Below are 23,447 nucleotides of genomic sequence, written 5' to 3' on the forward strand. Positions count from 1 at the left end.
GCAAGACGCCTTGCTTCTTTACGTTCATCAGACAATCTGTGTGAGCACTACAAAGGCAGGTTCTTTAAGGTAAGGAGGTGATCCAACCGCAGGTTCCCCTACGGTTACCTTGTTACGACTTCACCCCAGTCATGAATCACAAAGTGGTAAGCGCCCTCCCGAAGGTTAAGCTACCTACTTCTTTTGCAACCCACTCCCATGGTGTGACGGGCGGTGTGTACAAGGCCCGGGAACGTATTCACCGTAGCATTCTGATCTACGATTACTAGCGATTCCGACTTCATGGAGTCGAGTTGCAGACTCCAATCCGGACTACGACATACTTTATGAGGTCCGCTTGCTCTCGCGAGGTCGCTTCTCTTTGTATATGCCATTGTAGCACGTGTGTAGCCCTGGTCGTAAGGGCCATGATGACTTGACGTCATCCCCACCTTCCTCCAGTTTATCACTGGCAGTCTCCTTTGAGTTCCCGGCCTAACCGCTGGCAACAAAGGATAAGGGTTGCGCTCGTTGCGGGACTTAACCCAACATTTCACAACACGAGCTGACGACAGCCATGCAGCACCTGTCTCACAGTTCCCGAAGGCACCAATCCATCTCTGGAAAGTTCTGTGGATGTCAAGACCAGGTAAGGTTCTTCGCGTTGCATCGAATTAAACCACATGCTCCACCGCTTGTGCGGGCCCCCGTCAATTCATTTGAGTTTTAACCTTGCGGCCGTACTCCCCAGGCGGTCGATTTAACGCGTTAGCTCCGGAAGCCACGCCTCAAGGGCACAACCTCCAAATCGACATCGTTTACGGCGTGGACTACCAGGGTATCTAATCCTGTTTGCTCCCCACGCTTTCGCACCTGAGCGTCAGTCTTTGTCCAGGGGGCCGCCTTCGCCACCGGTATTCCTCCAGATCTCTACGCATTTCACCGCTACACCTGGAATTCTACCCCCCTCTACAAGACTCTAGCCTGCCAGTTTCGAATGCAGTTCCCAGGTTGAGCCCGGGGATTTCACATCCGACTTGACAGACCGCCTGCGTGCGCTTTACGCCCAGTAATTCCGATTAACGCTTGCACCCTCCGTATTACCGCGGCTGCTGGCACGGAGTTAGCCGGTGCTTCTTCTGCGGGTAACGTCAATCGCCAAGGTTATTAACCTTAACGCCTTCCTCCCCGCTGAAAGTGCTTTACAACCCGAAGGCCTTCTTCACACACGCGGCATGGCTGCATCAGGCTTGCGCCCATTGTGCAATATTCCCCACTGCTGCCTCCCGTAGGAGTCTGGACCGTGTCTCAGTTCCAGTGTGGCTGGTCATCCTCTCAGACCAGCTAGGGATCGTCGCCTAGGTGAGCCGTTACCCCACCTACTAGCTAATCCCATCTGGGCACATCTGATGGCATGAGGCCCGAAGGTCCCCCACTTTGGTCTTGCGACGTTATGCGGTATTAGCTACCGTTTCCAGTAGTTATCCCCCTCCATCAGGCAGTTTCCCAGACATTACTCACCCGTCCGCCGCTCGTCACCCGAGAGCAAGCTCTCTGTGCTACCGCTCGACTTGCATGTGTTAGGCCTGCCGCCAGCGTTCAATCTGAGCCATGATCAAACTCTTCAATTTAAGTTTGATGCTCAAAGAATTAAACTTCGTAATGAATTACGTGTTCACTCTTGAGACTTGGTATTCATTTTTCGTCCGAGGACGTTAAGAATCCATGTCACTTTGAGTGCCCACACAGATTGTCTGATAAATTGTTAAAGAGCAGTTGCGACGCGCTTTAGCGCTCTGTCGCGAGGTGGCGTATATTACGCTTTCCTCTTTCAGAGTCAACCCGTTTTTCAGGATTTTTCTCTGCAACCGAACCGGCTGTTTGTGTGAAGTGATTCACATCTGCCGTGTCAGTGGGAGCGCATTATAGGGAGTTCGCCGGAAGTAGCAAGCGTTAAAATAGAAAAATCTTATCGACCGCTCATTATTTGAACTTTTCGCTAATTCATCTTCTTACCATTAAAGGCGCAATCCCAGTGTTCATGCGGCCTGCAGCGCAATTTACGCTAAGATCGGTTTTTGGCAAAAATGTGATTTTTCTCTCTTACCCAACGCCATTATCGCGCCGATGGTGAATTAAGCACCACTCTTGACCCACGACAATGCGCCCGCCCGGCCCTCATTTCTATAATCAGGCCCGTTTCTTCTTACTGGTAATAATCGATGGCTTATCAACTCAACATTAACTGGCCCGAGTTTTTAGAAAAATACTGGCAGAAACAGCCGGTGGTATTAAAAAACGCGTTTCCGGACTTCGTCGACCCGATTACTCCGGACGAGCTGGCCGGATTAGCCATGGAGCCGGAAGTCGACAGCCGGCTGGTCAGCCTGAAAAACGGCAAATGGCAGGCCAGCAATGGTCCTTTTGAACATTTCGACGGGCTGGGCGAAACCGGTTGGTCCCTGCTGGCCCAGGCGGTAAACCACTGGCATATGCCGGCCGCCGAGCTGGTGCGCCCGTTCCGCGTACTGCCGGACTGGCGCCTGGACGACCTGATGATCTCCTTCTCCGTCCCCGGCGGCGGTGTCGGCCCGCATATCGATCAGTATGACGTCTTTATTATTCAGGGCATGGGCAGCCGCCGGTGGCGCGTGGGTGACAAGCTGCCGATGCGTCAGTTCTGTCCGCATCCGGCACTGCTGCACGTCGATCCGTTCCCACCGATCATTGATGAAGATCTGCAGCCGGGCGACATCCTCTATATTCCACCGGGATTCCCGCACGACGGCATAACCCACGAAACCGCCCTGAACTACTCCGTCGGCTTCCGCGGGCCAAACGGCCGCGACCTGATCAGCAGCTTCGCCGACTATGTGCTGGAGAACGATCTCGGCGGCGAGCACTACAGCGATCCGGACCTCACCTGCCGCGAGCATCCGGGCCGGGTTGAAGAGTATGAACTCGAACGTCTGCGCACCATGATGATCGATATGATTCGCCAGCCGGAAGACTTCAAGCAGTGGTTCGGCAGTTTCGTCACCACCCCGCGTCACGAGCTGGATATTGCGCCGGCGGAACCACCGTATGAAGAAGAGGAAGTGGTCGATGCGCTGCTGGGTGGTGAAAAGCTTTCCCGCCTGAGCGGCCTGCGCGTTCTGCATATCGGCGACAGCTTCTTCGTGCATAGCGAACAACTCGACACCACCGATGCCGAAGCGCTGGATGCGCTGTGTCGCTATACCTCATTAGGCCAGGAAGAGCTCGGCAGCGGCCTGCAGAATCCGGCGTTCGTGAGCGAACTGACGCGGCTGATTAATCAGGGCTACTGGTACTTCGAAGAGTAAGAGAGTCGCGATACTGCGGGCAGCCGCCTGGCGCTGCCCGGTTTCTTTTATGACTCATCGTCAGTAAAGAGCTGTTCAATCGATTTGGTCGGATAAAACAGTAAGTTACTATTTTCATCCACGAGCTGTATAAACCCCAGACGAAGATAGAATGCTTTAGCCTTCTCATTAAGGGCTTCAACAAACAATCCGTAGATGCCAACGGCTTTAGACGCTCCCCACACCACTCGCATCGCATGGGCAACCAACATCTCTCCCCAGCCCTGCCCCTGAACAGATTTATCAATGGCCAGCCGCCCGAGGGTTACGCTTGGCGCATTTTGATACGGGATTTTCTTTTGCTGAGTTTTAGACGGCAACATGCCTCGCTCGAAACAACTCCCCGATAAGGTGTAATAACCCAGCAACCTGGGAACGGTATCCCCGGAGACCAGCGCATAACCCCTTAAGATTTGTCCATCGTGCTGCCGCTTGAGGTGCTCTTTTAAAAACGTATTCAGCGCTTCCTCGCCGCAATCAAATCCAGTGATATCGTAGCTGAACGCATCGGCAATCATCTCAATCGTCAGTTGCTGCTCCATTAGCTCTACCTTACCTGGTTTGTAGACGCTTCGCTGCACGTTTCAGTCGATCATTCGGGGCTGGCGGTTGGGTAATCGCCTCCATCACCAGGCTCCATGATTGCTCATTGAGGACCATTCTGCGGTGCTGCTCAATCACTTCCGCAGCACGTTCTGAGGCACTGGCAACCACAAACTGGGTAATCGTCTGATTCGAAATTGCCGCAGCTTCCTCGATGATGCTCTTATCATCATCGGTTAATCTCAAATCTATACGCTGCTTTTTAAGTGCGGGCATACGTTATCTCCGGCCTGTTGCAAACTTCATGTACGGTTATTTTCCGTACATTTAATATAGCGACAGAAAGCCACATACTCAACTATCACTCGCGGATTGCGCCTATTTCGGCAACACTACAATAAACCGCGTCGAGCGCAGATCGGACTGCGCCGCCACGCTGCCGTGGTGGGCTCCGACAATCGATTTCACAATCGCCAGGCCGATGCCGCTGCCCTCCCCTTTGCGCTGGCGCGAGGGGTCGACGCGATAGAAACGGTCAAACAGGCGCGGCAGATGTTCAGCGGCAATCGGCGTACCGGGGTTCTCCACCACCAGGCGTACCGTCTCCGCGCTTTCGCTCAACTGGATGGTCACCGCCTGCCCGGCCGGCGTATAGCGGATCGCGTTCGACAGCAGGTTGCTGATTGCCCGCCGCAGCATCAGCGGATCGCCCGTCACCCGGCAGGGGCTACCGACAAAGCGCAGCGCCACCGCTTTCTCTTCCGCCCACGCCTCGAAAAACTCAAACACCTTATGCACTTCCTCGGCCAGATCCAGCGCCTGTTGCTCAGGGATCAGCTGGTTATTATCCGCCTGAGCGAGGAACAGCATATCACTGACCATCCGCGACATCCGCGAGAACTCTTCGAGATTGGAATACAACACCTCTTCCAGCTCCTGCTGGCTGCGGCTCTGGCTTAAGGCGATTTCAGTTTGCGTCACCAGGTTAGTGATCGGCGTGCGGATTTCATGGGCGATATCGGCGGAGAAGTTGGACTGGCGGGTAAAGACATCCTCTATGCGCTCCAGCATATGGTTAAACGACAGCGCCAGCCGCTCCAGCTCGACAGGCACCGCCTGCGGGTCAAGGCGCACATCGAGATCCCGCGAGGTAATATTCTGGATCTGGCGACTGATCTGGCGGATCGGCTTATGCCCCTGGTAGACCACAAACAGCACGATGGCGATGATCAGCAAACTGATTATCGACGCCGCGGAGATCAGCTTCGCTTTCAGCTCATTAATATAGTGCAGGTGAAAATCGATGGATAAGGCCATCAGCAGGTGGTACGCCGGTTTGCCGTCCGCCTGCTTGCCCAGCGGCAGCATGATCAACCGCCAGGCGCGGGTCTCCAGTGGATGATTATCGTGCGCCATTGCCCGCGGCTGCGGGTCGGTCCATGAAATCACATTCCCGTCGCGGAGCTGCATCGCCAGCCCCGGCGTACTCAGTATATGGCTGAGATCCGGCCCGTTGGGCGACTGGAAGAGAATATTGCCCTGGTCATCGTCCAGGCAGATGAAGACGTTGGCGTAGCCCGCAATGATATTCCTCACGATCTCCAGCCGTCGCGCCGGCGGGTAGTCAGCGTGGTCGAGGACCGTCTCCAGGGTGGTGCTGAGCTGCCTGAGATCGTGAACGTCGCGCTCTTCAAAGTGGGCCTTCACCGAATGGATCATGATCCAGGTGAAGGCGAAGAAGGCAATGACGGTGGCGAGGCTAATAAAGAAGGTCAGCCGGGTGGCCAGGGAAAAGGGGCGCTTAGCGGCCATCCGGCACCTCAAGCATATAGCCGACGCCGCGCACGGTCTGGATCAGCTTCGGCTCGAAGTCGTTATCAATTTTGGCGCGCAGCCGCTTCACCGCCACGTCAATGGCGTTAGTGTCGCTGTCGAAGTTCATATCCCACACCTGCGAGGCAATTAACGACCGCGGCAGCACCTCGCCCTGATGACGCAGGAAGAACTCCAGCAGCGTGAATTCCTTACTGGTCAGGGTGATGCGGGTGGCGCCGCGCGTCACCTTGCGGCTGACCAAATCGACGCTGAGATCGGCCGCCTGAAACTGGCTTTCGACGATGACCGCCGCCCCGCGGCGCAGCAGAGTACGCACCCGCGCCAGCAGCTCCGCAAAGGCGAACGGTTTTACCAGATAGTCGTCAGCGCCCAGCTCCAGCCCCTTCACCCGATGCTCAATGGTGCCCAACGCGGTAAGCAGCAGGATCGGCATGCCTTTCCCGGCGGCGCGCAGCATGCGCACGATATCCCAACCGTTCACATCCGGCAGCATGATGTCGAGGATCAGCAGATCGTAATCGCTGGTCATCGCCAGGTGATAGCCGTTGAGGCCGTTATCGGCCAGGTCGACGACGAAGCCGGCCTCGGTGAGCCCTTTGGTCAGGTACTCTCCGGTTTTCTTCTCATCTTCGACAATCAAAATCTTCACGGCAGGCTCCTTCACGCGCGCTTTGTGCGGGTATCCAATTTTAGAGGAGCGCCTCCGGATAGCAATGAAATATCAGGAAAATGACAGCTTTGTCATTTTCCCGTCACGCCCTGAACAGAGCCCGCTACGTAAAGTAGCCGCCATGGATAAATCGTCGAAACTTATGCCGCCATGCGCTCAATACAGCTACTTACCCTCAGCGTGATATTTGCCTTAACCGGCTGTCTCTCGCTCGCTCCGGACTACCAGCGCCCTGTCGCGCCGGTGCCGCAGCAGTTCTCACTCAGCCAGAACAGACTGGTTGCCGCAACGGCGGGTTACCAGGAGACCGGCTGGCGCACCTTTTTCGTCGACCCGCAGGTGAAAAGCCTGATTAGCACCGCGCTGACCAACAACCGCGATCTACGGATGGCGACGCTGAAAGTGCAGGAAGCCCGCGCCCAGTACCGGGTGACCGACGCCGACCGCTACCCACAGCTTAACGGTGACGGCAGCACCACCTATGGCGGCAAGCTCAAAGGCGACACCACCACCAGCAGCGATTATGCCGCCGGCTTAAACCTCAGCTACGACCTCGATTTCTTTGGCCGGCTGAAAAACCTTAGCGAGGCCGACCGACAGAACTTCTTCGCCAGCGAAGAGGCACGGCGCGCAGTGCATATCCTGTTGATTGCTAACGTTTCACAAAGCTACTTCAACCAGCGGCTGGCGGCAGCGCAGCTGCAGGTGGCCAACGATACCTTACAGAACTATCAGCAGTCTTACGCCTTCGTTGAAAAACAGCTGCTGACCGGGAGCACCACCGTGCTGGCGCTGGAGCAGGCGCGCGGCATGATCGAAAGCACCCGCGCCGATATCGCCAAACGTCAGGGCCAGCTGGCGCAGGCCAATAACGCCCTGCAACTGCTGCTCGGCAGCTATCAACATCTGCCGGACGATAGCGCCAGCAGCGCCGTGGACCTGCAAGGCGTAACCCTGCCGCCATCGCTCTCCTCAACGATCCTGCTGCAGCGGCCAGATATTCTGGAAGCCGAACACAGCCTGCAAGCGGCCAACGCCAACATCGGCGCCGCGCGGGCGGCCTTCTTCCCGTCGATCACCCTGACCAGCTCGCTCTCCGGCAGCAGCAGCGAACTCTCCAGCCTGTTTAACGCCGGCGGCGCGATGTGGAACTTCATCCCCAAAATCGAACTGCCGATTTTCAACGCCGGGCGTAATCAGGCCAGCCTCGATCTGGCGGAGATCCGCCAGCAGCAGCAGGTGGTCAACTATGAACAAAAAATCCAGTCCGCCTTTAAAGAGGTGGCCGACGCGCTGGCCCTGCGCCAGAGCCTGGCCGATCAAATTGCCGCGCAGGAGCGCTATCTCGCCTCGCTGAATATCACCCTGCAGCGCGCCACTGCGCTCTATCGCCACGGCGCGGTCAGCTATATCGAAGTCCTGAGCGCCCAGCGCGATATTTTCACCACCCGACAAACCCTGCTGGAACTCAACTATTCCCGTCAGGCTAATGAAATCACCCTGTTCACCGCCCTCGGCGGCGGCTGGATGGAATAACCCAAGGAGTCTTGATGATGAATTCACTATCTAAAATAACCCTGTTCACCCTGCTCTCTGGCGCGGTGTTCGCCACCCAGGCCGCCGACCCGCACGCCGGCATGGCGATGCACGAGGAGCCCGCCGCCGCGCAGGCGCAAAGCATCCGCGGTAAAGGCGTCATTAAAGCTATTGATATGGATAGCAAAAAAATCACCATCGCCCACGAGGCCATCCCGGCGGTGAACTGGCCGCCGATGACCATGCGCTTCACCATCACCCCGCAGACGCAGCTCAACAATGTGAAGGATGGCGACAGCGTGGACTTCACCTTCGTTCAGCAGGGCAATCTGTCGCTGTTACAGGATATCCGCGCCCAATAACAGCCCGGCGACGGTAGGCCCCCTCAACAACTGAATGGACGACACATGGCATCCCTGACACTGAAAAATACGGCGCTGATCCTCGGCAGCATGCTGATTGGCGGCGCGCTTACCGCGGCGCTGTACGCCCGATGGGCACCGACCCACTCTGCCGCTCCGGCGGCCGAGCAGCAGCGTAAAGTGCTGTTCTGGTACGACCCGATGTACCCGAACACCCGCTTCGATAAACCGGGTAAATCGCCGTTTATGGATATGGATCTGGTGCCGAAATACGCCGATGAGGAGCATGCCGCCGCCGGTGCGCCGGGGGTGCGTATCGACCCGACGCAGACCCAGAATCTTGGGGTGAAAACCGTCGCCGTCACCCGCGGGCCGCTGCGCTACGCTCAGACCTTCCCGGCCAATATCAGCTATAACGAGTACCAGTATGTGATTATGCAGGCGCGGGCGGCGGGCTTTATCAATAAAGTCTATCCGCTGACCGTCGGCGACAAAGTGAAACAAGGCACGCCGCTGCTCGAGCTGACCATCCCCGACTGGGTGGAAGCGCAGAGCGAATATCTGCTATTGCAGGAGACCGGGGGCACCGCTACGCAGGTCGAGGGGATCCTCGAGCGTCTACGTCTCGCCGGAATGCCGGACGACGATATCCGCCGCCTGAAAGCCATGCGCAAGATCCAGACCCGCTTTACCCTCACAGCCCCCATCGACGGGGTGATCACCGCCTTCGATCTGCGCGCCGGAATGAACATCGCCAAAGATAACGTGGTGGCGAAAATTCAGGGCATGGACCCGGTGTGGGTCAGCGTGGCGGTCCCGGAATCCATCGCCTGGCTGATTAAAGACGCCTCGCAGTTCAGCATTCAGGTTCCCGCCTGGCCGGGCAAAACCTTCCGCATCAGCAAATGGACCCTTCTCCCCAGCGTCGATAGCGCCACCCGCACCCTGCAGCTGCGCCTGCAGGTCAACAACCCGGATGAAGCGCTGAAGCCGGGGATGAACGCCTATCTGCAGCTGACCAGCGAAAGCGCCCCGATGCTGCTGATCCCCTCCAAAGCGCTGATCGACAGCGGCAGCGAGCAGCGAGTGATCACCGTCGATAACGAGGGCCGCTTCGTGCCGAAAATCGTGCAGGTATTCCATGAATCCGCCGGCGTCACGGCCATTCGCAGCGGGCTGCAGGAGGGTGAGAAAGTCGTCGCCAGCGGCCTGTTCCTGATCGACTCGGAGGCCAATATCGCCGGCGCGCTGGAGCGCATGCGCGCGCAGGCCCCTGATGCCGCGGCCTCTGCCGCCCACGCGCACTAAGGAACGGAACCATGATTGAATGGATTATCCGCCGCTCGGTGGCCAACCGCTTCCTGGTGATGATGGCGGCGCTGTTTCTCAGCATCTGCGGAACCTGGACTATCGTCCACACCCCGGTGGATGCCCTGCCGGATCTCTCTGATGTACAGGTGATCGTCAAAACCCGCTATCCGGGACAGGCGCCGCAGATCGTCGAAAACCAGGTCACCTGGCCGCTGACCACCACCATGCTGTCAGTCCCCGGCGCCAAAACGGTTCGCGGCTTCTCGCAATTCGGCGACTCCTACGTATACGTGATTTTTGAAGACGGCACCGATCCTTACTGGGCGCGCTCGCGGGTGCTGGAGTATCTCAACCAGGTGCAGGGCAAACTTCCCGCCGGGGTCAGCGCCGAAATGGGCCCGGACGCCACCGGCGTCGGCTGGGTCTTCGAATACGCGCTGGTCGACCGCAGCGGCAAACACGACCTTGCCGAACTGCGCTCGTTGCAGGACTGGTTCTTAAAATATGAGCTGAAAACCATTCCTAACGTCTCGGAAGTGGCGTCGGTGGGCGGTGTGGTCAAGGAGTACCAGATTGTCGTCGACCCGATGAAGCTGACCCAGTACGGCATCAGCCTCGGCGAGGTGAAATCGGCGCTGGACGCCTCTAACCAGGAGGCGGGCGGCTCTTCCGTCGAACTGGCGGAAGCCGAATATATGGTGCGCGCCAGCGGCTACCTGCAGACGCTCGACGACTTCAAAAATATCGTGCTGAAAACCGGGGATAACGGCGTGCCGGTCTATCTTGGCGACGTCGCGCGGGTGCAGATCGGCCCGGAGATGCGCCGCGGAATCGCCGAGCTTAACGGCGAAGGCGAAGTGGCCGGCGGCGTGGTGATCCTGCGCTCCGGCAAGAACGCCCGCGAAGTGATCTCCGCGGTCAAAGCGAAGCTGGCGTCGCTGCAAAGCAGCCTGCCGGAAGGGGTTGAAGTGGTCACCACCTACGACCGCAGCCAGCTTATCGACCGCGCCATCGACAACCTCAGCTACAAGCTGCTGGAAGAGTTTATCGTCGTCGCCCTGGTCTGCGCCCTGTTCCTGTGGCACGTGCGCTCGGCGCTGGTGGCAATTATCTCGCTGCCGCTCGGCCTGTGCTTCGCCTTTATCATGATGCATTTCCAGGGGCTCAACGCCAACATCATGTCGCTGGGCGGGATCGCCATTGCGGTGGGAGCGATGGTCGATGCCGCCATCGTGATGATTGAGAACGCCCATAAGCGGCTGGAGGAGTGGGAACATCAGCACCCGGGAGAGAAGCTCAGCAACGACACACGCTGGAAAATAATTACCGAGGCCTCGGTGGAGGTCGGCCCGGCGCTGTTTATCAGCCTGCTGATCATTACCCTGTCGTTTATCCCGATTTTCACCCTCGAAGGCCAGGAGGGCAAACTGTTCGGCCCGCTGGCCTTCACCAAAACCTGGTCGATGGCCGGGGCGGCGCTGCTGGCGATCGTGGCGATCCCGATCCTGATGGGCTTCTGGATCCGCGGCAGGATCCCGGCGGAGAGCAGCAATCCGCTGAATCGCTTTTTGATCCGCATTTATCACCCGCTGCTGCTGAAGGTCCTGCACTGGCCGAAGACTACCCTGCTGATTGCGCTCCTGTCGATCCTGACGGTTGTCTGGCCGCTTAACCGGGTCGGCGGCGAGTTTCTGCCGCAGATCAACGAGGGCGATCTGCTGTATATGCCGTCCACGCTGCCGGGGATCTCCGCTGCGCAGGCGGCGGATATGCTGCAGAAAACCGATAAGCTGATCATGGCGGTGCCGGAGGTGGCCCGGGTGTTCGGCAAAACCGGCAAGGCCGAGACCGCCACCGACTCGGCGCCGCTGGAGATGGTGGAGACCACCATTCAGCTTAAGCCGCAGGATCAATGGCGGCCGGGGATGACCATGGAGAAGATCGTCGACGAGCTGGATAAAACCGTGCGTCTGCCAGGGCTGGCGAACCTGTGGGTGCCGCCGATCCGCAACCGCATCGACATGCTCTCCACCGGCATCAAGAGCCCGATCGGCATTAAGGTTTCCGGCACTAACCTGGCCGATATCGACGCCATCGCCGGGCAAATTGAAGGGGTGGCGCGCAGCGTGCCGGGAGTCACTTCGGCATTAGCCGAGCGGCTGGTCGGCGGGCGCTACCTCGACATTGATATTAAGCGCGAGAAGGCGGCCCGCTACGGGATGACCGTCGGCGATGTGCAGCTGTTTGTATCGTCCGCCATCGGCGGGGCGATGGTTGGCGAAACAGTGGAGGGCGTCGAGCGCTATCCGATCAACATCCGCTACCCGCAGAGCTATCGCGACAGCCCGGAGACCCTGCGCCAGCTGCCGATCCTCACGCCGCTGAAGCAACAGATTGTCCTCGGCGACGTGGCTGAGGTGAAAGTGGTCACCGGACCATCCATGCTGAAGACCGAGAACGCCCGCCCGACCAGTTGGATCTACATCGACGCCCGCGACCGCGACATGGTGTCGGTAGTGCACGATCTGCAGCAGGCCATCGGCAAGGAGGTGAAGCTGAAGCCGGGCATCAGTGTGTCCTACTCCGGGCAGTTTGAGCTGCTGGAGCGCGCCAATCAGAAGCTGAAGCTGATGGTGCCGATGACGCTAATGATTATCTTCGTGCTGCTGTATCTGGCGTTCCGCCGCGTCGGCGAAGCGCTGCTGATTATCACCAGCGTGCCGTTCGCCCTTGTGGGCGGGATCTGGTTCCTCTACTGGATGGGGTTCCATCTGTCGGTGGCCACCGGGACCGGCTTTATCGCCCTGGCCGGGGTGGCGGCAGAATTTGGCGTGGTGATGCTGATGTACCTGCGCCATGCCATCGAGGCGGAGCCATCGCTGGAGAATCCGCAGACTTTCAGCGTCGATAAGCTCGACGAGGCCCTGTACCAGGGGGCGGTGCTGCGCGTGCGGCCGAAGGCGATGACCGTGGCGGTGATTATCGCCGGCCTGCTTCCGATTTTATGGGGCACCGGCGCCGGTTCGGAAGTCATGAGCCGTATCGCCGCGCCGATGATTGGCGGGATGATCACCGCCCCGCTGCTGTCGCTGTTTATCATTCCGGCGGCGTATAAGCTGATGTGGCTGTCCCGGCATCGGGGCAAGCGTAGCCAATAGCCCGCCGCGTTTACGCCGGTCCGGGAAATTGGCTATAGTGGCGCCATTCTTCTGGCCGGCGTGAACGTCCCTATGAATCTGAACCTGGTATGTTATTCCCTGCTGCTGCTCACCGCCGTGGGCAGCGCCCTGCTGCCCTACCCGCTGGCGATGTGGTTTTTACTGAGCAGCCTTCTGACATGGCTTATCTATGGCGCCGACAAGCTGGCGGCGCGCAAAGCCTGGCGCCGGGTGCCGGAAACCACGCTGCTGGTGCTGGGCCTGGCGGGAGGCTGGCCGGGGGCCATCCTCGGCCAGCAGTGCTTTCGCCATAAAACGCAAAAGCAGCCCTTCCGGACGCGGTTTTTCATCAGCGTAGCGCTCAACGTGGCGGCGCTGGCCGGGCTGTACGTGGTTTATACCCATCTGCTCAGCCGCTAAGCGGCGAGGCTAGCGCGGCGTCTGGCGGATCCACACCAGGCGATCGACGTCAAAGCCCAGCTCGCGCGCGGTATTCAGGTAATCCTGCTTCACCGCCGCCGGAATGGTGGGGGTGCGCGACAGGATCCACAGATAGTCACGGTTGGGGCCGCTGACCAGCGCGTACTGGTAGTCGTCGTCCAGGCGGATCACGTTATAGCCGCCGTAGAATGGCCCGAAGAACGACACCTTCAGCGCCGCGGTGGTGGGGGCGCCGGTGAAATAGGCTTTCCCGTCGCTCTCATTCCAGCGTTTTTTGACCGGGTCATAACCGCGGTTGACGACGCTGATCCCCCCATCGCTGCGGGCGCCGTAGGTGGCGGTCACCTGCTCCAGGCCTCGCTCGAAGCGATTCTCCAGGCGAGCGACCTCATACCATTTTCCGAGGTAACGGCTGGCGTCAAACCCGCTAATCGGCTGAACGCCTTTCGGCGGCGTGGGCGATTTACAGGCCACCAGGGTTAACGCGATAGCGACGCCAGTGACAACAGGCCATAGCTTCATGAGAACTCCTTTCATTTACGCGGTTGGGGAAAGTGTAGTGCAAAGCCACTACACTTCACGCCAGCCGTCGTGATTCGTAGTATATTGAGAATATTCTTTGTTAACAGGTGGCCTCCATGCCTTACTCCATCGGCGAATTTGCCCGACTATGCGGGATAAATGCGACCACGCTTCGCGCCTGGCAGCGCCGCTACGGCCTGCTTAAGCCGCTGCGCACCGATGGTGGACACCGTCTGTACAGCGATGACGACGTCCAGCAGGCGCTGAAGATCCTCGACTGGGTGAAAAAAGGGGTGCCGGTCAGCCAGGTGAAACCCCTGCTGTCGCGCCCCGGCGCGCGGCGCACCAATAACTGGCTGACGCTGCAGGAGACCATGCTGCAGCGACTGAAAGAGGGAAAAATCGAGTCTCTGCGCCAGCTGATCTACGACGCCGGGCGCGAATATCCGCGCCAGGAGCTGGTAACCGAGGTGCTGCGTCCGCTGCGCAGCCAGGTCTCCGCCAACGTGCCGGCCATCATGACGCTGCGCGAAATTCTCGACGGCATCATCATCGCCTATACCTCGTTTTGCCTCGAAGGCGACAAGAAGGCGCCCGGGGACAACTTTCTGATCACCGGCTGGCACCTGACCGACGCCTGCGAAATCTGGCTTGAGGCGCTCAAACGTACCGGCCAGGGCCATCGCATCGACGTCCTGCCGGTGCCTCCCGCCGCCCTGGCGCCGGAGATTTTCCCCCAGCGCAACTGGCTGCTGGTTACCAGCGGCAAACTTTCCGCCGCCCGCCAGAGGCAGGTCGAACTCTGGCAGCAGCAGGTCGTCTCCCTCGAGGTGATCCCGCTCTAACCCCCTGTTTTAAACTACATCCCCTCTCTGAGACGCCAGCGCCCGGTGGCGCGGCGGGCTCACGCTTGCCCTTTGCGCCACCCGCGATTTTCACTCCTTTAAACACCAATCATAACAACATGATTTTTAACATAAATAAAATATATTTTTCTACAAACTTGGACAAATAATTTTATTTGTGTAAGTTTTAAGTATGCCATTACGCTACCGTATCTAGCCAGGATGTGATCCATGAGCACCTCGCCGTCCGTGATTCGTCGTTTCGTTGAGTACTACGCCGGGCTGGACGCGCAGCCGCCCGCGGCGCTGGCCGCGCTGTACCATCCGGACGCCACGCTGAGCGATCCTTTTGGTCAGCATCAGGGGCTGTTCGCCATTCAGCGCTACTTTACCCATCTGCTGGCCAACGTGGAGCAGTGCCGGTTCACCATCGACACGCCGCTTTGCGACGGCCAGCGGTTCGCCGTGACCTGGACCATGCACTGGTCGCATCCGCGCATTGCCGGTGGAGAAACCCTGGCCCTGCCGGGCTGCTCGGTGGTGGACATCGCCGGGGAGCAGGTTCTCCATCAGCGCGACTACTACGACGCCGGGGAGATGATCTACGAGCATCTTCCCCTGCTGGGCTGGGCGGTACGCGGCGTGAAGCGGAGGGTGCGCTCATGATGACGGTGCTCATCACCGGCGCCAGCTCCGGGATCGGCGCCGGCCTGGCGAAATCCTTCGCGGCGGATGGCCATCTGGTCATCGCCTGCGGGCGCGATGCGTCGCGCCTGGCAGCGCTCCAGCAGCTCAGCCCCAACATCAGCGTACGCCTGTTCGATATGACAGACAGGGACGCCTGTCGCCAGGCGCTGACAGGCTGTTTTGCCGACCTGATCATTCTCTGCGCCGGGACCTGCGAATACCTCGACCACGGACAGGTGGATGCCGCCCTCGTGGAGCGGGTGATGGCCACCAACTTCCTCGGGCCGGTGAACTGCCTGGCGGCGCTGCAGACGCAGCTGGAGGCTGGCGATCGGGTGGTGCTGGTCAGCTCCATGGCGCACTGGCTGCCCTTCCCGCGCGCGGAAGCCTATGGCGCCTCCAAGGCGGCGCTGACCTGGTTTGCCAATAGCCTGCGTCTGGACTGGGAGCCGAAAGGGGTCGCCGTCACGGTGGTCTCTCCGGGCTTCGTCGACACCCCGCTGACGCGCAAAAACGACTTCGCCATGCCCGGCCGGGTGAGCGTGGATCGGGCGGTGGCGGCGATCCGCCACGGTCTGGCGAAGGGCAAAAACCACATCGCCTTCCCCACCGGTTTCAGCCTGGCCCTGCGTCTGCTGGCCAGTCTGCCATCGGGTATCCAGCGCCTGCTGTTGCGCAGGATGGTGCGCTCATGAATATCGCCATCATCGGCAGCGGCATCGCCGGGCTGACCTGCGCCTGGCGACTGGCCGGACACCATCAGGTAACGCTGTTCGAAGCGGGCGCCACGCCGGGCGGCCACACCGCCACCGTGGATGTCGCCACGCCGCAGGGCACCTGGGCCATCGATACCGGATTTATCGTCTACAACGATCGCACCTATCCGCGCTTTATGGGCCTGCTCAGCGAGCTGGGGATCGGCGGGCAAAAAACGCAGATGAGCTTCTCGGTCCACAACCCGGCCAGCGGCCTGGAGTACAACGGCCACAGCCTGACCTCGCTCTTCGCCCAGCGGCGCAATCTGCTGAAGCCGGCCTTCTGGGGACTGCTGAGCGAGATCGTCCGCTTCAACCGCCTGGCGAAACTGGCGCTGACCGAGGCGCTGGATCCAGGCGCGACGCTGGAGAGCTTCCTCACCCGCCACCGCTTCAGCCCCTTCTTCGCCCGCCACTATATTCTGCCGATGGGGGCGGCCATCTGGTCGTCGTCGCTGCAGGAGATGCGCCGCTTCCCGCTGCCGCTGTTTTTGCGCTTCTTTGAAAACCACGGTCTGCTGGATATTCGCGATCGTCCGCAATGGTACGTGGTGCCCGGCGGTTCCCGGGAATACGTCCGCGCCCTGCTCGCCAGGCTCGGCGATCGCCTGGACCTGCGGCTCAACGCGCCGGTGCAGCAGGTGGAGCGCCACCCGGCGGGAGTTATCCTGCGGCTGGCGTCCGGGGAGGCGCATTTTGACCAGGTGATCTTCGCCTGCCACTCCGCGCAGGCGCTGGCGATGCTGGCGGCGCCCACCGACGCCGAGCGTGAGGTGCTGGGGGATATCGGCTGGCAGCGCAACGAGGTGGTGCTGCACAGCGATCCGCGCTGGCTGCCGGAGCGCCAGCGCGCCTGGGCCAGCTGGAACTATCGCCTGAGCGACGGGGATTTGGCCCGGGCCTGCGTCACCTACAACATGAATATTCTCCAGGGGCTGCCTGCGGGCGCCCCCCTGTTCTGCGTCACTCTGAACCCGGACGCGCCAGTGGACGATCGCTATGTCTGGCAGCGCTTCGTCTATGAGCATCCGCTGTTTAACCCGCAAAGCTGGTCGGCCCAGCTGCGGCGCGAAGAGATTAACGGCCAGCAGCGGAGCTGGTACTGCGGGGCCTACTGGTACAACGGCTTTCATGAGGACGGGGTGCGCAGTGCGCTCGACGTGGTGCAGGGCATCGCCGCGGCGGAGGACAACTGAAATGAACAGCTGCCTCTATCAGGGCGTCCTGCGCCACCGTCGCCTGCAGCCGAAGGCGCACCACTTCGTCTACCGCCTGTTTATGGCCTGGCTTGACCTCGACGAACTGGACAGGCTGCCTGAGGCGGGCATCCGCCGCAACCGCCTGGCCGCCGCCGCCTGGTACGACGCCGATTATCCGCTGGGCGCGCCGCTGAAGGCTCAGGTGCTGAACCGGCTGGAGAGCCTGACCGGCTGCCGCCCGGCGGGCCGCGTGATGCTCCTGACCCAGCTGCGCTACTTCGGCTTCCATTTTAATCCGGTCAACTTTTACTACTGCTATGACGAGGCCGACACCCTGCGCTGGGTGCTGGCCGAAGTGCGCAACACGCCGTGGAATGAGCGTCATTACTACGCGGTGGACGGCCAGCAGGCGCGCCCGCTGGAGAAAGCCTTTCACGTTTCGCCGTTTAACCCGATGGACATGGTCTATCACTGGCGCTTCAACGCGCCGGGCAAAACGCTGCACATGCACATTGAAAACCATCAGGCCAGCAAGGTGTTCGACGCCACGCTGGCCCTGAGCCGCGTGCCGTTAACCCGCGCCAACCTGCGCGGGCTGCTGCTGCGTCTGCCGATGATGACCCTGAAAACCGTCCTCGCCATCTACTGGCAGGCGCTGCGGCTGTGGCTGAAGCGCGTGCCGCTGTACAACCATCCTGTTAGCAGGAGTGAACGCTCATGACCGATCCCGTCTTTGCGCTTGAACCCGATGTGCCGCGCAACGTGCGGCTCGCGCGCTGGCTGCTCTTTCGTCTGTTGAGCGGCCTCCGCGAAGGCTCGCTCACCGTGCGCGAAGGGGCGCAGACTTTTCATTTTGGCGACCCCGCCGCCGCGCTGCGCGCTGAGGCGCGGGTCTGCACGCCGGAGGTGTACTGGCGTCTGCTGACCGGCGGCAGCCTGGCGGCGGCCGAGGCCTGGATGGACGGCGACTGGGAGAGCCACCAGCTGACGGCGCTGTTGCAGATCCTCGCGCGCAACGGCGAGGTGCTGGGGCGTCTGGAGCGCGGCTTTCGTCTGCTGGGTAAGCCCGTCGCCCGCCTGCGCCACTGGACTCGACGCAACACCCGCGCCCAGGCGCGGGAGAACATTGCCGCCCATTACGACCTCGGCAACGAATTTTATGCCCACTTTCTGGATGACGACCTGCTCTACTCCAGCGCGCTGTTTACCGACGACCAGCAGGATCTGACCCAGGCCCAGCGGGCCAAGATGGCGCGTCTGTGCGACCAGCTGGCGCTCAACCCCGGCGATCATCTGCTGGAGATTGGCACCGGCTGGGGGGCGCTGGCCGAATACGCCGCCCGCCATTACGGTTGCCGGGTCACCACCACCACCCTTTCCCGGGAGCAGCACCGCTGGGCTACCGAGCGCATGGCCCGCGCCGGGCTGCAGGATCGCGTCGAGGTGCTGCTCTGCGACTACCGCGATCTGCGCGGCGATTACGACAAACTGGTGTCGGTGGAGATGATTGAGGCGGTGGGCCAGCGCTACCTCCCGGCCTTCTTCCGCACCTGTCAGGCGCGCCTGCGCCCGGGCGGTAAAATGGCCCTGCAGGCGATCACCATTCAGGATCAGCGCTATCGCGACTACAGCAAAAGCGTCGATTTTATCCAGCGCTACATCTTCCCGGGCGGCTTTTTGCCCAGCATCACGGCAATGAGCGAGCTGATGACCCGCCATACCGATTTTGTGGTGCGCAACCTGTTCGACATGGGCCCGGACTATGCCCGCACGCTGGCGCACTGGCGGCAGCGTTTTACCCACGCCTGGCAGGATATTGAAAAGCTCGGCTTCGATGAGCGCTTCCGCCGGATGTGGCTCTACTACTTCGGCTATTGCGAAGCCGGATTTAACGCCCGCACCATCAGCGTGGTGCAGCTCACCGCGGAGCGGGTATGACACGCCCGGCGCAGCACTTGCTGATGGCCCTCGCGTTCGATGTTTACTGGACGCTGGTGGTGATGTTGCGCGAGCGCGGCCTGCTGATCTGGCTGACGCTGGCCATCTTCGCCTGGCTGCGGTTGCCGGCGACCAGTCGTCCGCCCGCCCTGCTGCTGGCCGCGGCGGGCTGCGGGCTGGACGCCTGCTGGGCGCTGGCGGGGCTGATTGATTTTCGCGGCGACAGCCTGCTGCCCCTGTGGATGGTGGCCCTGTGGCTGATGTTCGCCGTCGTCTGGACCCGACTGACCCGCACCGCGACGCTTCCCGGCTGGGTGCTGGCCACGGCGGCGACCCTCGGCGGCCCGGTGGCCTACCTGATCGGCGCTCGCCTCGGAGCCATGACCCTGCTGGTGCCGACGGCGCTTGCTGTGGCCGCCATGGCCTGCGGCTGGCTGGTGATCATGCTGCTGTTCCATCTGGGGATGGGGAGGCAAAAATGAGATTCGCCCTGTTACTGCTATGGCTGACCGTCCTCGCCCCGGCGGCCCACGCCGCCGACTGGCTGGCGTGGCGCCGCGTCGGCGAGGCGACCCTCACCTGGGGGCCGTTCACCGTCTATCACTCACAGCTGCGCACGCCCAATGGTCGGTATGACGGCCCGCAGCAGGATCGGGCGCTGATCATCACCTACCAGCGCGACATCGATCGCGAGGCGCTGGTGGACGCCACCCGCGACCAGTGGCAGGCACAGGGCATTCTGCAACAGGAACCGCGTAGCGAAGCCTGGCTGCGCATGCTGCAGGGGATCTGGCCGGACGTCGCGCCGGGCAGCCAGCTGGCGTTCGTGGTCCGCGGCGGCGAGGGGCAGTTCTGGTACCGCGCCAGCGCCGCACAGACCGCCTTTACCCCGCTCGGCCCGCGCCAGTCGGCGGCGTTCAGCACCCGCTTTCTCGCCATCTGGCTCGATCCACGCACCACTTATCCCGAACTGCGTCAGCAGTTGATCGGAGGTACACCATGAAACGCATTCTGACCCTTGGCCTGGCGCTGCTGATGCTGATGCTGATGCTCGCCGGCTGCAGTACCGAGGTCACGGAGTACCGGCAGCAGCAGCCCGCCCTCGACATCTTTCACTATTTTCAGGGCCGAACCGAGGCGTGGGGGATGGTGCAGGATCGCAACGGCAAGCAGCTGCGCCGCTTCCATGTTGAGATCGATGGCGACGTCGTCGGCGACACCCTGACCCTCCATGAGCGCTTTGTCTATGACGACGGCGAGAAGCAGCAGCGGGTATGGCGCATTCGCCGCACCGGCGATAACCGTTATCAGGGCACCGCCGGGGATATCGAAGGGGTGGCCAGCGGCCAGGCGGCAGGCAATGCCTTTCACTGGCGCTACAGCATGAACGTCGAGGCCAGCGGCAGCCGGTGGCTGCTGCACTTTGACGACTGGATGTTCCTGCAGGATGGCAGCCATTTATTTAACAAAACCGAGATGAAGAAATTCGGCATTACGGTCGCCACCGTGACCCTTTTCTTTACCCGAACCACAGCAGAAGAGAGGACAGCGCCATGAACACGCAACCTGTCATTGGGATCAGCGGATGTTTAACCGGCTCAGCCGTGCGATTCGACGGCGGGCATAAGCGTATGGGCTTTGTGATGGATGAGCTCGCGCAGTGGGTGGCGTTTAAACCCGTCTGCCCGGAGATGGCGATCGGCCTGCCCGTTCCCCGCCCGGCGCTCCGCCTGGTGCAGACCCCGGTCGGGGAGATCCGCATGCGCTTCAGCCACGCCCCGCATGAGGATGTGACGGAGAAGATGGCTGATTTCGCCAGCGCCCACCTGGCAACCCTGGGTGAGCTGTCGGGCTTTATCGTCTGCGCCAAATCGCCGAGCTGCGGGATGGAGCGCGTGCGGCTGTATGATGAAAAAGGCAATCGCGGGCGTAAGGAAGGCGTGGGGCTGTTTACCGGCGCCCTGATGGCGCGCTACCCGTGGCTGCCGGTGGAAGAGGATGGCCGGCTGCACGATCCGCTGCTGCGGGAGAATTTTGTCGAGCGCGTTTTCGCCCTGCATGAACTCAACGCCCTGCGCGCCCGCGGCCTGACCCGTCACGGTCTGCTGGCCTTTCACAGCCGCTACAAGCTGCAACTGCTGGCTCATCACCAGGCGGGCTACCGGGAGATCGGCCCGTTCGTCGCCTCGCTGCATGAATGGGAGGATCTGGAGGCGTTCTTCGAGGTTTACCGCGAGAAGCTGATGGCGATCCTCAAGCAGCCCGCCTCGCGGAAAAACCACACCAACGTGCTGATGCATATTCAGGGTTATTTCCGCGACCAGCTGAACAGCCGCCAGCGCGGCGAGCTGCGGGAGGTGATCCTCAACTATCGCGCCGGGCTGCTGCCGATCCTCGCCCCGCTGACGCTGCTTAAGCACTATCTGGCCGAGTATCCGGATCGCTACCTGCAGGCGCAGAACTATTTTGACCCCTACCCGCAGGATCTGGCCCTGCGCCTGACGGTGAACTGAGGGAGTTGGCCTGAACCAGCTGCCCGGCGGCGCTGCGCTTGCCGGGCCTGGGGTGGGAGCCCGCAGGAAGGAACGTAGGCCGGATAAGGCATTTATGCCGCCATCCGGCATAAATGGAGCGCACCAGTCGTAGCCCGGCTAAGCGTAGCGCCAGCCGGGAACGCTCCTTCGACAACGCTATCGCATCAGAACCACGCCTCAAACATCCCGCCGACGTTCAGCGAATCCAGCTGCTGGTCCTGGGTGCCGTTAACCTTCGCGGTGTGCTCGTTGTCCACCTGGCCGCCGGTCACGTAGAAGCGCAGCATCGGACGGAACTCCGGCCCCATGCCGATGGCGATGTTCTGCGACAGCGTCAGCTTCCAGCCGTGGTTATCCCCGCCCTGGTCGTAATCCACGCGCTGGTAGCCCGCTTCCAGCCAGGTGGAGTGCACGTCGTTCCAGAAGTACATCGGCCGGACGATGGCGCCGTAGTTTTTGCGGTTGTCGGTGTTGTCCTTGCCGTTGTCGTAGTCGTGGAAGGCCAGCAGATATTCCACCTGCGCCTGCTGGGTGAACTTATGGCTGCCCTCGAAGCTGGCGTAGACCGTGGTCAGGGCGTCGGTTTTGTTGTAGACGCTGTTATCCGAGTTGTCGGAGTAGCGCAGGATCACCTTGTTTACCCCGCTGTCGTTGGTGTGGCTCAGCACCAGCCCGCCCTGCCAGGCTTCGAGACGCGCGTCGCTGTCCACCGCCTTTGAGTCAAAGCCGTAGTTGGCGTACACCTCGACGTCGATCGGCCCGGCCTTGATGTTGTGGGTTTTGGTGGTCAGCGCGTAGTGGCCGTTGTCGCCGGTGTCGGAGCTGCCGGTACAGGTGATACGCGACGGGTTGGTCTCGTCGGCCATCACTTCCGGGCTGCAGGATTTCACCTGCGAGACCGCCGCCACGTCGAACTGCACGCCGCCGATATCAAAGTTCTTTACCCCGGCGCCCTGGCCGTCGTGGTTCATCCAGAAGTAGTCGTTGATCCCCTGTTGCGGACGCTGGTGGAAGTCGCGGCCGGCCCACAGATAGGCGTTGGGGTTGGATTCCAGCACGTTGGTGACCCCGACGTAGGCCTTCTTCAGGTTAACTTCGTCGCTCCAGTGGTCGAACATCACGTTAAGATCCCAGATAGCCCCCTGCGCGCTTTTGAAGGCCTTGCTGATCTGGAATTCGCCGCCGTTGCTTTCGTTGCCCAGACGGCCGATCGCCGAGGCGCCGTTATAGGAGCCGTCGACGCCGACATATTTCTGGTCGCCGGTCTGGAAGTGGGCGCCATAGCGGGCGTAGCCGCTGAACTTGAGGCCGAACGGAATGGCCATATCCGGCGAGGCGGCGGTGGTTTCCGGGTTAGTAATCACGTCGACCTTTTTGTTGGCCGCGGCGTCGATTTTTGCCTGGCGGTCGGCCAGCGCTTTATCAACGGCTTTGGCGACGATGGCGTCGATCTGTTCCTGAGTAAATTCTTGGGCCATTACAGAGGTAAGCGGAAAAAACGCGGCGATAACCGCCATGGTTAATGGAAGCTTTTTTATCATTGTCATGAGTTTCTCAATATAGGTTAATTTTATTCAGACAATAACCAGCCTATTCTGAGCTGACAGAATATGTCGCTATCATCAGAACAAGTTATTTTTTATTTTGTACGATCACAGAGGCATTACACAATTATCGTCACCCTTCCTCCTTCGCTGATATTAAACAGGTGGGCTTTCGCCACTGACAAAAAAAAACACAGCACGAAC

Annotated in this window: 22 protein-coding genes and 1 rRNA gene; 16 read left to right on the top strand and 7 right to left on the bottom strand. The window is 60.6% G+C overall.

Features of this window, described 5'->3' with window-relative positions; translation table 11 throughout:
• Positions 1–70: 70 nt before the first annotated feature.
• Positions 71–1,610 (bottom strand): 16S ribosomal RNA (locus tag KB890_RS11245).
• A 591-nt stretch (positions 1,611–2,201) separates the two neighbouring features.
• On the opposite strand from KB890_RS11245, the gene KB890_RS11250 reads away from it, so the two are divergent.
• Complete coding sequence (locus KB890_RS11250) at positions 2,202–3,323, top strand: ribosomal protein uL16 3-hydroxylase (RefSeq protein ID WP_002887282.1); 1,122 nt, start codon at positions 2,202–2,204, stop codon at positions 3,321–3,323.
• A 47-nt stretch (positions 3,324–3,370) separates the two neighbouring features.
• On the opposite strand, the gene kacT is transcribed toward KB890_RS11250, so the two are convergent.
• The 4 genes from kacT to cusR form a co-directional block, all read right to left on the bottom strand.
• Positions 3,371–3,904 carry a type II toxin-antitoxin system toxin KacT gene (gene kacT / locus KB890_RS11255; protein ID WP_004178461.1) on the bottom strand — a complete coding sequence of 178 codons (534 nt, stop codon included), beginning with the start codon at positions 3,902–3,904 and terminating at the stop codon, positions 3,371–3,373.
• Positions 3,905–3,914: 10 nt separating this feature from the next.
• Positions 3,915–4,181 (bottom strand): type II toxin-antitoxin system antitoxin KacA, encoded by a 267-nt coding sequence (gene kacA / locus KB890_RS11260; RefSeq protein ID WP_002887278.1) that lies wholly within the window; start codon positions 4,179–4,181, stop codon positions 3,915–3,917.
• 102 nt (positions 4,182–4,283) lie between these two features.
• Positions 4,284–5,717: a Cu(+)/Ag(+) sensor histidine kinase gene (locus KB890_RS11265; RefSeq protein WP_004178459.1), complete on the bottom strand. Its 1,434-nt coding sequence runs from the start codon at positions 5,715–5,717 to the stop codon at positions 4,284–4,286.
• The gene (gene cusR, locus KB890_RS11270; RefSeq protein WP_002887273.1) at positions 5,707–6,390 is read right to left on the bottom strand and encodes a copper response regulator transcription factor CusR; all 684 of its coding nucleotides are present in this window, start codon (positions 6,388–6,390) and stop codon (positions 5,707–5,709) included. Before cusR ends, KB890_RS11265 begins: the two co-directional genes overlap by 11 nt.
• A gap of 171 nt (positions 6,391–6,561) precedes the next feature.
• On the opposite strand from cusR, the gene KB890_RS11275 reads away from it, so the two are divergent.
• The 5 genes from KB890_RS11275 to KB890_RS11295 all read left to right on the top strand — a co-directional run bounded on the left by KB890_RS11275 (position 6,562) and on the right by KB890_RS11295 (position 13,198).
• Entirely contained in the window at positions 6,562–7,947 is a 1,386-nt protein-coding gene (locus KB890_RS11275) for an efflux transporter outer membrane subunit (RefSeq protein ID WP_004178457.1), read from the top strand.
• 17 nt (positions 7,948–7,964) lie between these two features.
• Positions 7,965–8,309, top strand: coding sequence for a cation efflux system protein CusF (gene cusF, locus KB890_RS11280; protein WP_004197273.1), 345 nt, complete (start codon positions 7,965–7,967; stop codon positions 8,307–8,309).
• A gap of 45 nt (positions 8,310–8,354) precedes the next feature.
• Positions 8,355–9,617 (top strand): efflux RND transporter periplasmic adaptor subunit, encoded by a 1,263-nt coding sequence (locus KB890_RS11285; protein ID WP_004178453.1) that lies wholly within the window; start codon positions 8,355–8,357, stop codon positions 9,615–9,617.
• A gap of 11 nt (positions 9,618–9,628) precedes the next feature.
• Positions 9,629–12,778 carry a CusA/CzcA family heavy metal efflux RND transporter gene (locus KB890_RS11290; protein ID WP_004178451.1) on the top strand — a complete coding sequence of 1,050 codons (3,150 nt, stop codon included), beginning with the start codon at positions 9,629–9,631 and terminating at the stop codon, positions 12,776–12,778.
• Positions 12,779–12,850: 72 nt separating this feature from the next.
• Positions 12,851–13,198 carry a DUF1294 domain-containing protein gene (locus KB890_RS11295; RefSeq protein ID WP_004177568.1) on the top strand — a complete coding sequence of 116 codons (348 nt, stop codon included), beginning with the start codon at positions 12,851–12,853 and terminating at the stop codon, positions 13,196–13,198.
• Between the two features lie 9 nt (positions 13,199–13,207).
• On the opposite strand, the gene KB890_RS11300 is transcribed toward KB890_RS11295, so the two are convergent.
• Positions 13,208–13,741 carry a lipocalin family protein gene (locus tag KB890_RS11300; RefSeq protein WP_002887259.1) on the bottom strand — a complete coding sequence of 178 codons (534 nt, stop codon included), beginning with the start codon at positions 13,739–13,741 and terminating at the stop codon, positions 13,208–13,210.
• A gap of 116 nt (positions 13,742–13,857) precedes the next feature.
• Here KB890_RS11300 and KB890_RS11305 point away from each other — a divergent pair, with 116 nt between their 5' ends.
• From KB890_RS11305 to KB890_RS11350, 10 genes are all read left to right on the top strand, one after another.
• A complete protein-coding gene (locus KB890_RS11305; protein WP_002887258.1) occupies positions 13,858–14,586 on the top strand; it encodes a MerR family transcriptional regulator in 729 nt (242 codons plus the stop codon).
• Positions 14,587–14,817: 231 nt separating this feature from the next.
• A complete protein-coding gene (locus KB890_RS11310; RefSeq protein ID WP_004178448.1) occupies positions 14,818–15,252 on the top strand; it encodes a nuclear transport factor 2 family protein in 435 nt (144 codons plus the stop codon).
• The gene (locus KB890_RS11315; protein WP_004152218.1) at positions 15,249–15,968 is read left to right on the top strand and encodes an SDR family NAD(P)-dependent oxidoreductase; all 720 of its coding nucleotides are present in this window, start codon (positions 15,249–15,251) and stop codon (positions 15,966–15,968) included. Before KB890_RS11310 ends, KB890_RS11315 begins: the two co-directional genes overlap by 4 nt.
• Positions 15,965–17,224 (top strand): NAD(P)/FAD-dependent oxidoreductase, encoded by a 1,260-nt coding sequence (locus tag KB890_RS11320; protein WP_004178446.1) that lies wholly within the window; start codon positions 15,965–15,967, stop codon positions 17,222–17,224. Before KB890_RS11315 ends, KB890_RS11320 begins: the two co-directional genes overlap by 4 nt.
• 1 nt (position 17,225) lies before the next feature.
• Positions 17,226–17,948: a DUF1365 domain-containing protein gene (locus KB890_RS11325; RefSeq protein WP_004178444.1), complete on the top strand. Its 723-nt coding sequence runs from the start codon at positions 17,226–17,228 to the stop codon at positions 17,946–17,948.
• A complete protein-coding gene (locus KB890_RS11330; protein ID WP_004178443.1) occupies positions 17,945–19,165 on the top strand; it encodes an SAM-dependent methyltransferase in 1,221 nt (406 codons plus the stop codon). Before KB890_RS11325 ends, KB890_RS11330 begins: the two co-directional genes overlap by 4 nt.
• A complete protein-coding gene (locus KB890_RS11335) occupies positions 19,162–19,647 on the top strand; it encodes a DUF2878 domain-containing protein (RefSeq protein WP_004178441.1) in 486 nt (161 codons plus the stop codon). The genes KB890_RS11330 and KB890_RS11335 overlap by 4 nt, the downstream gene beginning before the upstream one ends.
• Positions 19,644–20,168, top strand: a complete 525-nt coding sequence (locus tag KB890_RS11340; protein ID WP_004178438.1) for a hypothetical protein — start codon at positions 19,644–19,646, stop codon at positions 20,166–20,168. The genes KB890_RS11335 and KB890_RS11340 overlap by 4 nt, the downstream gene beginning before the upstream one ends.
• Positions 20,165–20,722, top strand: a complete 558-nt coding sequence (locus KB890_RS11345; RefSeq protein WP_004178437.1) for a DUF3833 domain-containing protein — start codon at positions 20,165–20,167, stop codon at positions 20,720–20,722. The genes KB890_RS11340 and KB890_RS11345 overlap by 4 nt, the downstream gene beginning before the upstream one ends.
• Entirely contained in the window at positions 20,719–21,678 is a 960-nt protein-coding gene (locus KB890_RS11350) for a YbgA family protein (RefSeq protein WP_004178436.1), read from the top strand. The genes KB890_RS11345 and KB890_RS11350 overlap by 4 nt, the downstream gene beginning before the upstream one ends.
• 185 nt (positions 21,679–21,863) lie before the next feature.
• Here KB890_RS11350 and KB890_RS11355 read toward each other — a convergent pair whose 3' ends face one another.
• Positions 21,864–23,246, bottom strand: a complete 1,383-nt coding sequence (locus tag KB890_RS11355; RefSeq protein WP_004178435.1) for a carbohydrate porin — start codon at positions 23,244–23,246, stop codon at positions 21,864–21,866.
• Positions 23,247–23,447: the final 201 nt, after the last annotated feature.

This window comes from Klebsiella sp. P1954 (assembly GCF_018199955.1).
Taxonomy (GTDB): Bacteria; Pseudomonadota; Gammaproteobacteria; order Enterobacterales; family Enterobacteriaceae; genus Klebsiella; species Klebsiella pneumoniae.

Coding starts and splice junctions, on each gene's coding strand:
- KB890_RS11330 (WP_004178443.1), top strand. CDS start 17,945: ATGACCGATCCCGTCTTTGCGCTTGAACCCGATGTGCCGCGCAACGTG.
- KB890_RS11310 (WP_004178448.1), top strand. CDS start 14,818: ATGAGCACCTCGCCGTCCGTGATTCGTCGTTTCGTTGAGTACTACGCC.
- KB890_RS11315 (WP_004152218.1), top strand. CDS start 15,249: ATGATGACGGTGCTCATCACCGGCGCCAGCTCCGGGATCGGCGCCGGC.
- KB890_RS11320 (WP_004178446.1), top strand. CDS start 15,965: ATGAATATCGCCATCATCGGCAGCGGCATCGCCGGGCTGACCTGCGCC.
- KB890_RS11335 (WP_004178441.1), top strand. CDS start 19,162: ATGACACGCCCGGCGCAGCACTTGCTGATGGCCCTCGCGTTCGATGTT.
- kacT (WP_004178461.1), bottom strand. CDS start 3,904: ATGGAGCAGCAACTGACGATTGAGATGATTGCCGATGCGTTCAGCTAC.
- KB890_RS11355 (WP_004178435.1), bottom strand. CDS start 23,246: ATGACAATGATAAAAAAGCTTCCATTAACCATGGCGGTTATCGCCGCG.
- KB890_RS11250 (WP_002887282.1), top strand. CDS start 2,202: ATGGCTTATCAACTCAACATTAACTGGCCCGAGTTTTTAGAAAAATAC.
- KB890_RS11295 (WP_004177568.1), top strand. CDS start 12,851: ATGAATCTGAACCTGGTATGTTATTCCCTGCTGCTGCTCACCGCCGTG.
- KB890_RS11305 (WP_002887258.1), top strand. CDS start 13,858: ATGCCTTACTCCATCGGCGAATTTGCCCGACTATGCGGGATAAATGCG.
- KB890_RS11345 (WP_004178437.1), top strand. CDS start 20,165: ATGAAACGCATTCTGACCCTTGGCCTGGCGCTGCTGATGCTGATGCTG.
- KB890_RS11285 (WP_004178453.1), top strand. CDS start 8,355: ATGGCATCCCTGACACTGAAAAATACGGCGCTGATCCTCGGCAGCATG.
- cusF (WP_004197273.1), top strand. CDS start 7,965: ATGAATTCACTATCTAAAATAACCCTGTTCACCCTGCTCTCTGGCGCG.
- KB890_RS11290 (WP_004178451.1), top strand. CDS start 9,629: ATGATTGAATGGATTATCCGCCGCTCGGTGGCCAACCGCTTCCTGGTG.
- kacA (WP_002887278.1), bottom strand. CDS start 4,181: ATGCCCGCACTTAAAAAGCAGCGTATAGATTTGAGATTAACCGATGAT.
- KB890_RS11350 (WP_004178436.1), top strand. CDS start 20,719: ATGAACACGCAACCTGTCATTGGGATCAGCGGATGTTTAACCGGCTCA.
- KB890_RS11325 (WP_004178444.1), top strand. CDS start 17,226: ATGAACAGCTGCCTCTATCAGGGCGTCCTGCGCCACCGTCGCCTGCAG.
- KB890_RS11265 (WP_004178459.1), bottom strand. CDS start 5,717: ATGGCCGCTAAGCGCCCCTTTTCCCTGGCCACCCGGCTGACCTTCTTT.
- KB890_RS11340 (WP_004178438.1), top strand. CDS start 19,644: ATGAGATTCGCCCTGTTACTGCTATGGCTGACCGTCCTCGCCCCGGCG.
- KB890_RS11275 (WP_004178457.1), top strand. CDS start 6,562: ATGCGCTCAATACAGCTACTTACCCTCAGCGTGATATTTGCCTTAACC.
- KB890_RS11300 (WP_002887259.1), bottom strand. CDS start 13,741: ATGAAGCTATGGCCTGTTGTCACTGGCGTCGCTATCGCGTTAACCCTG.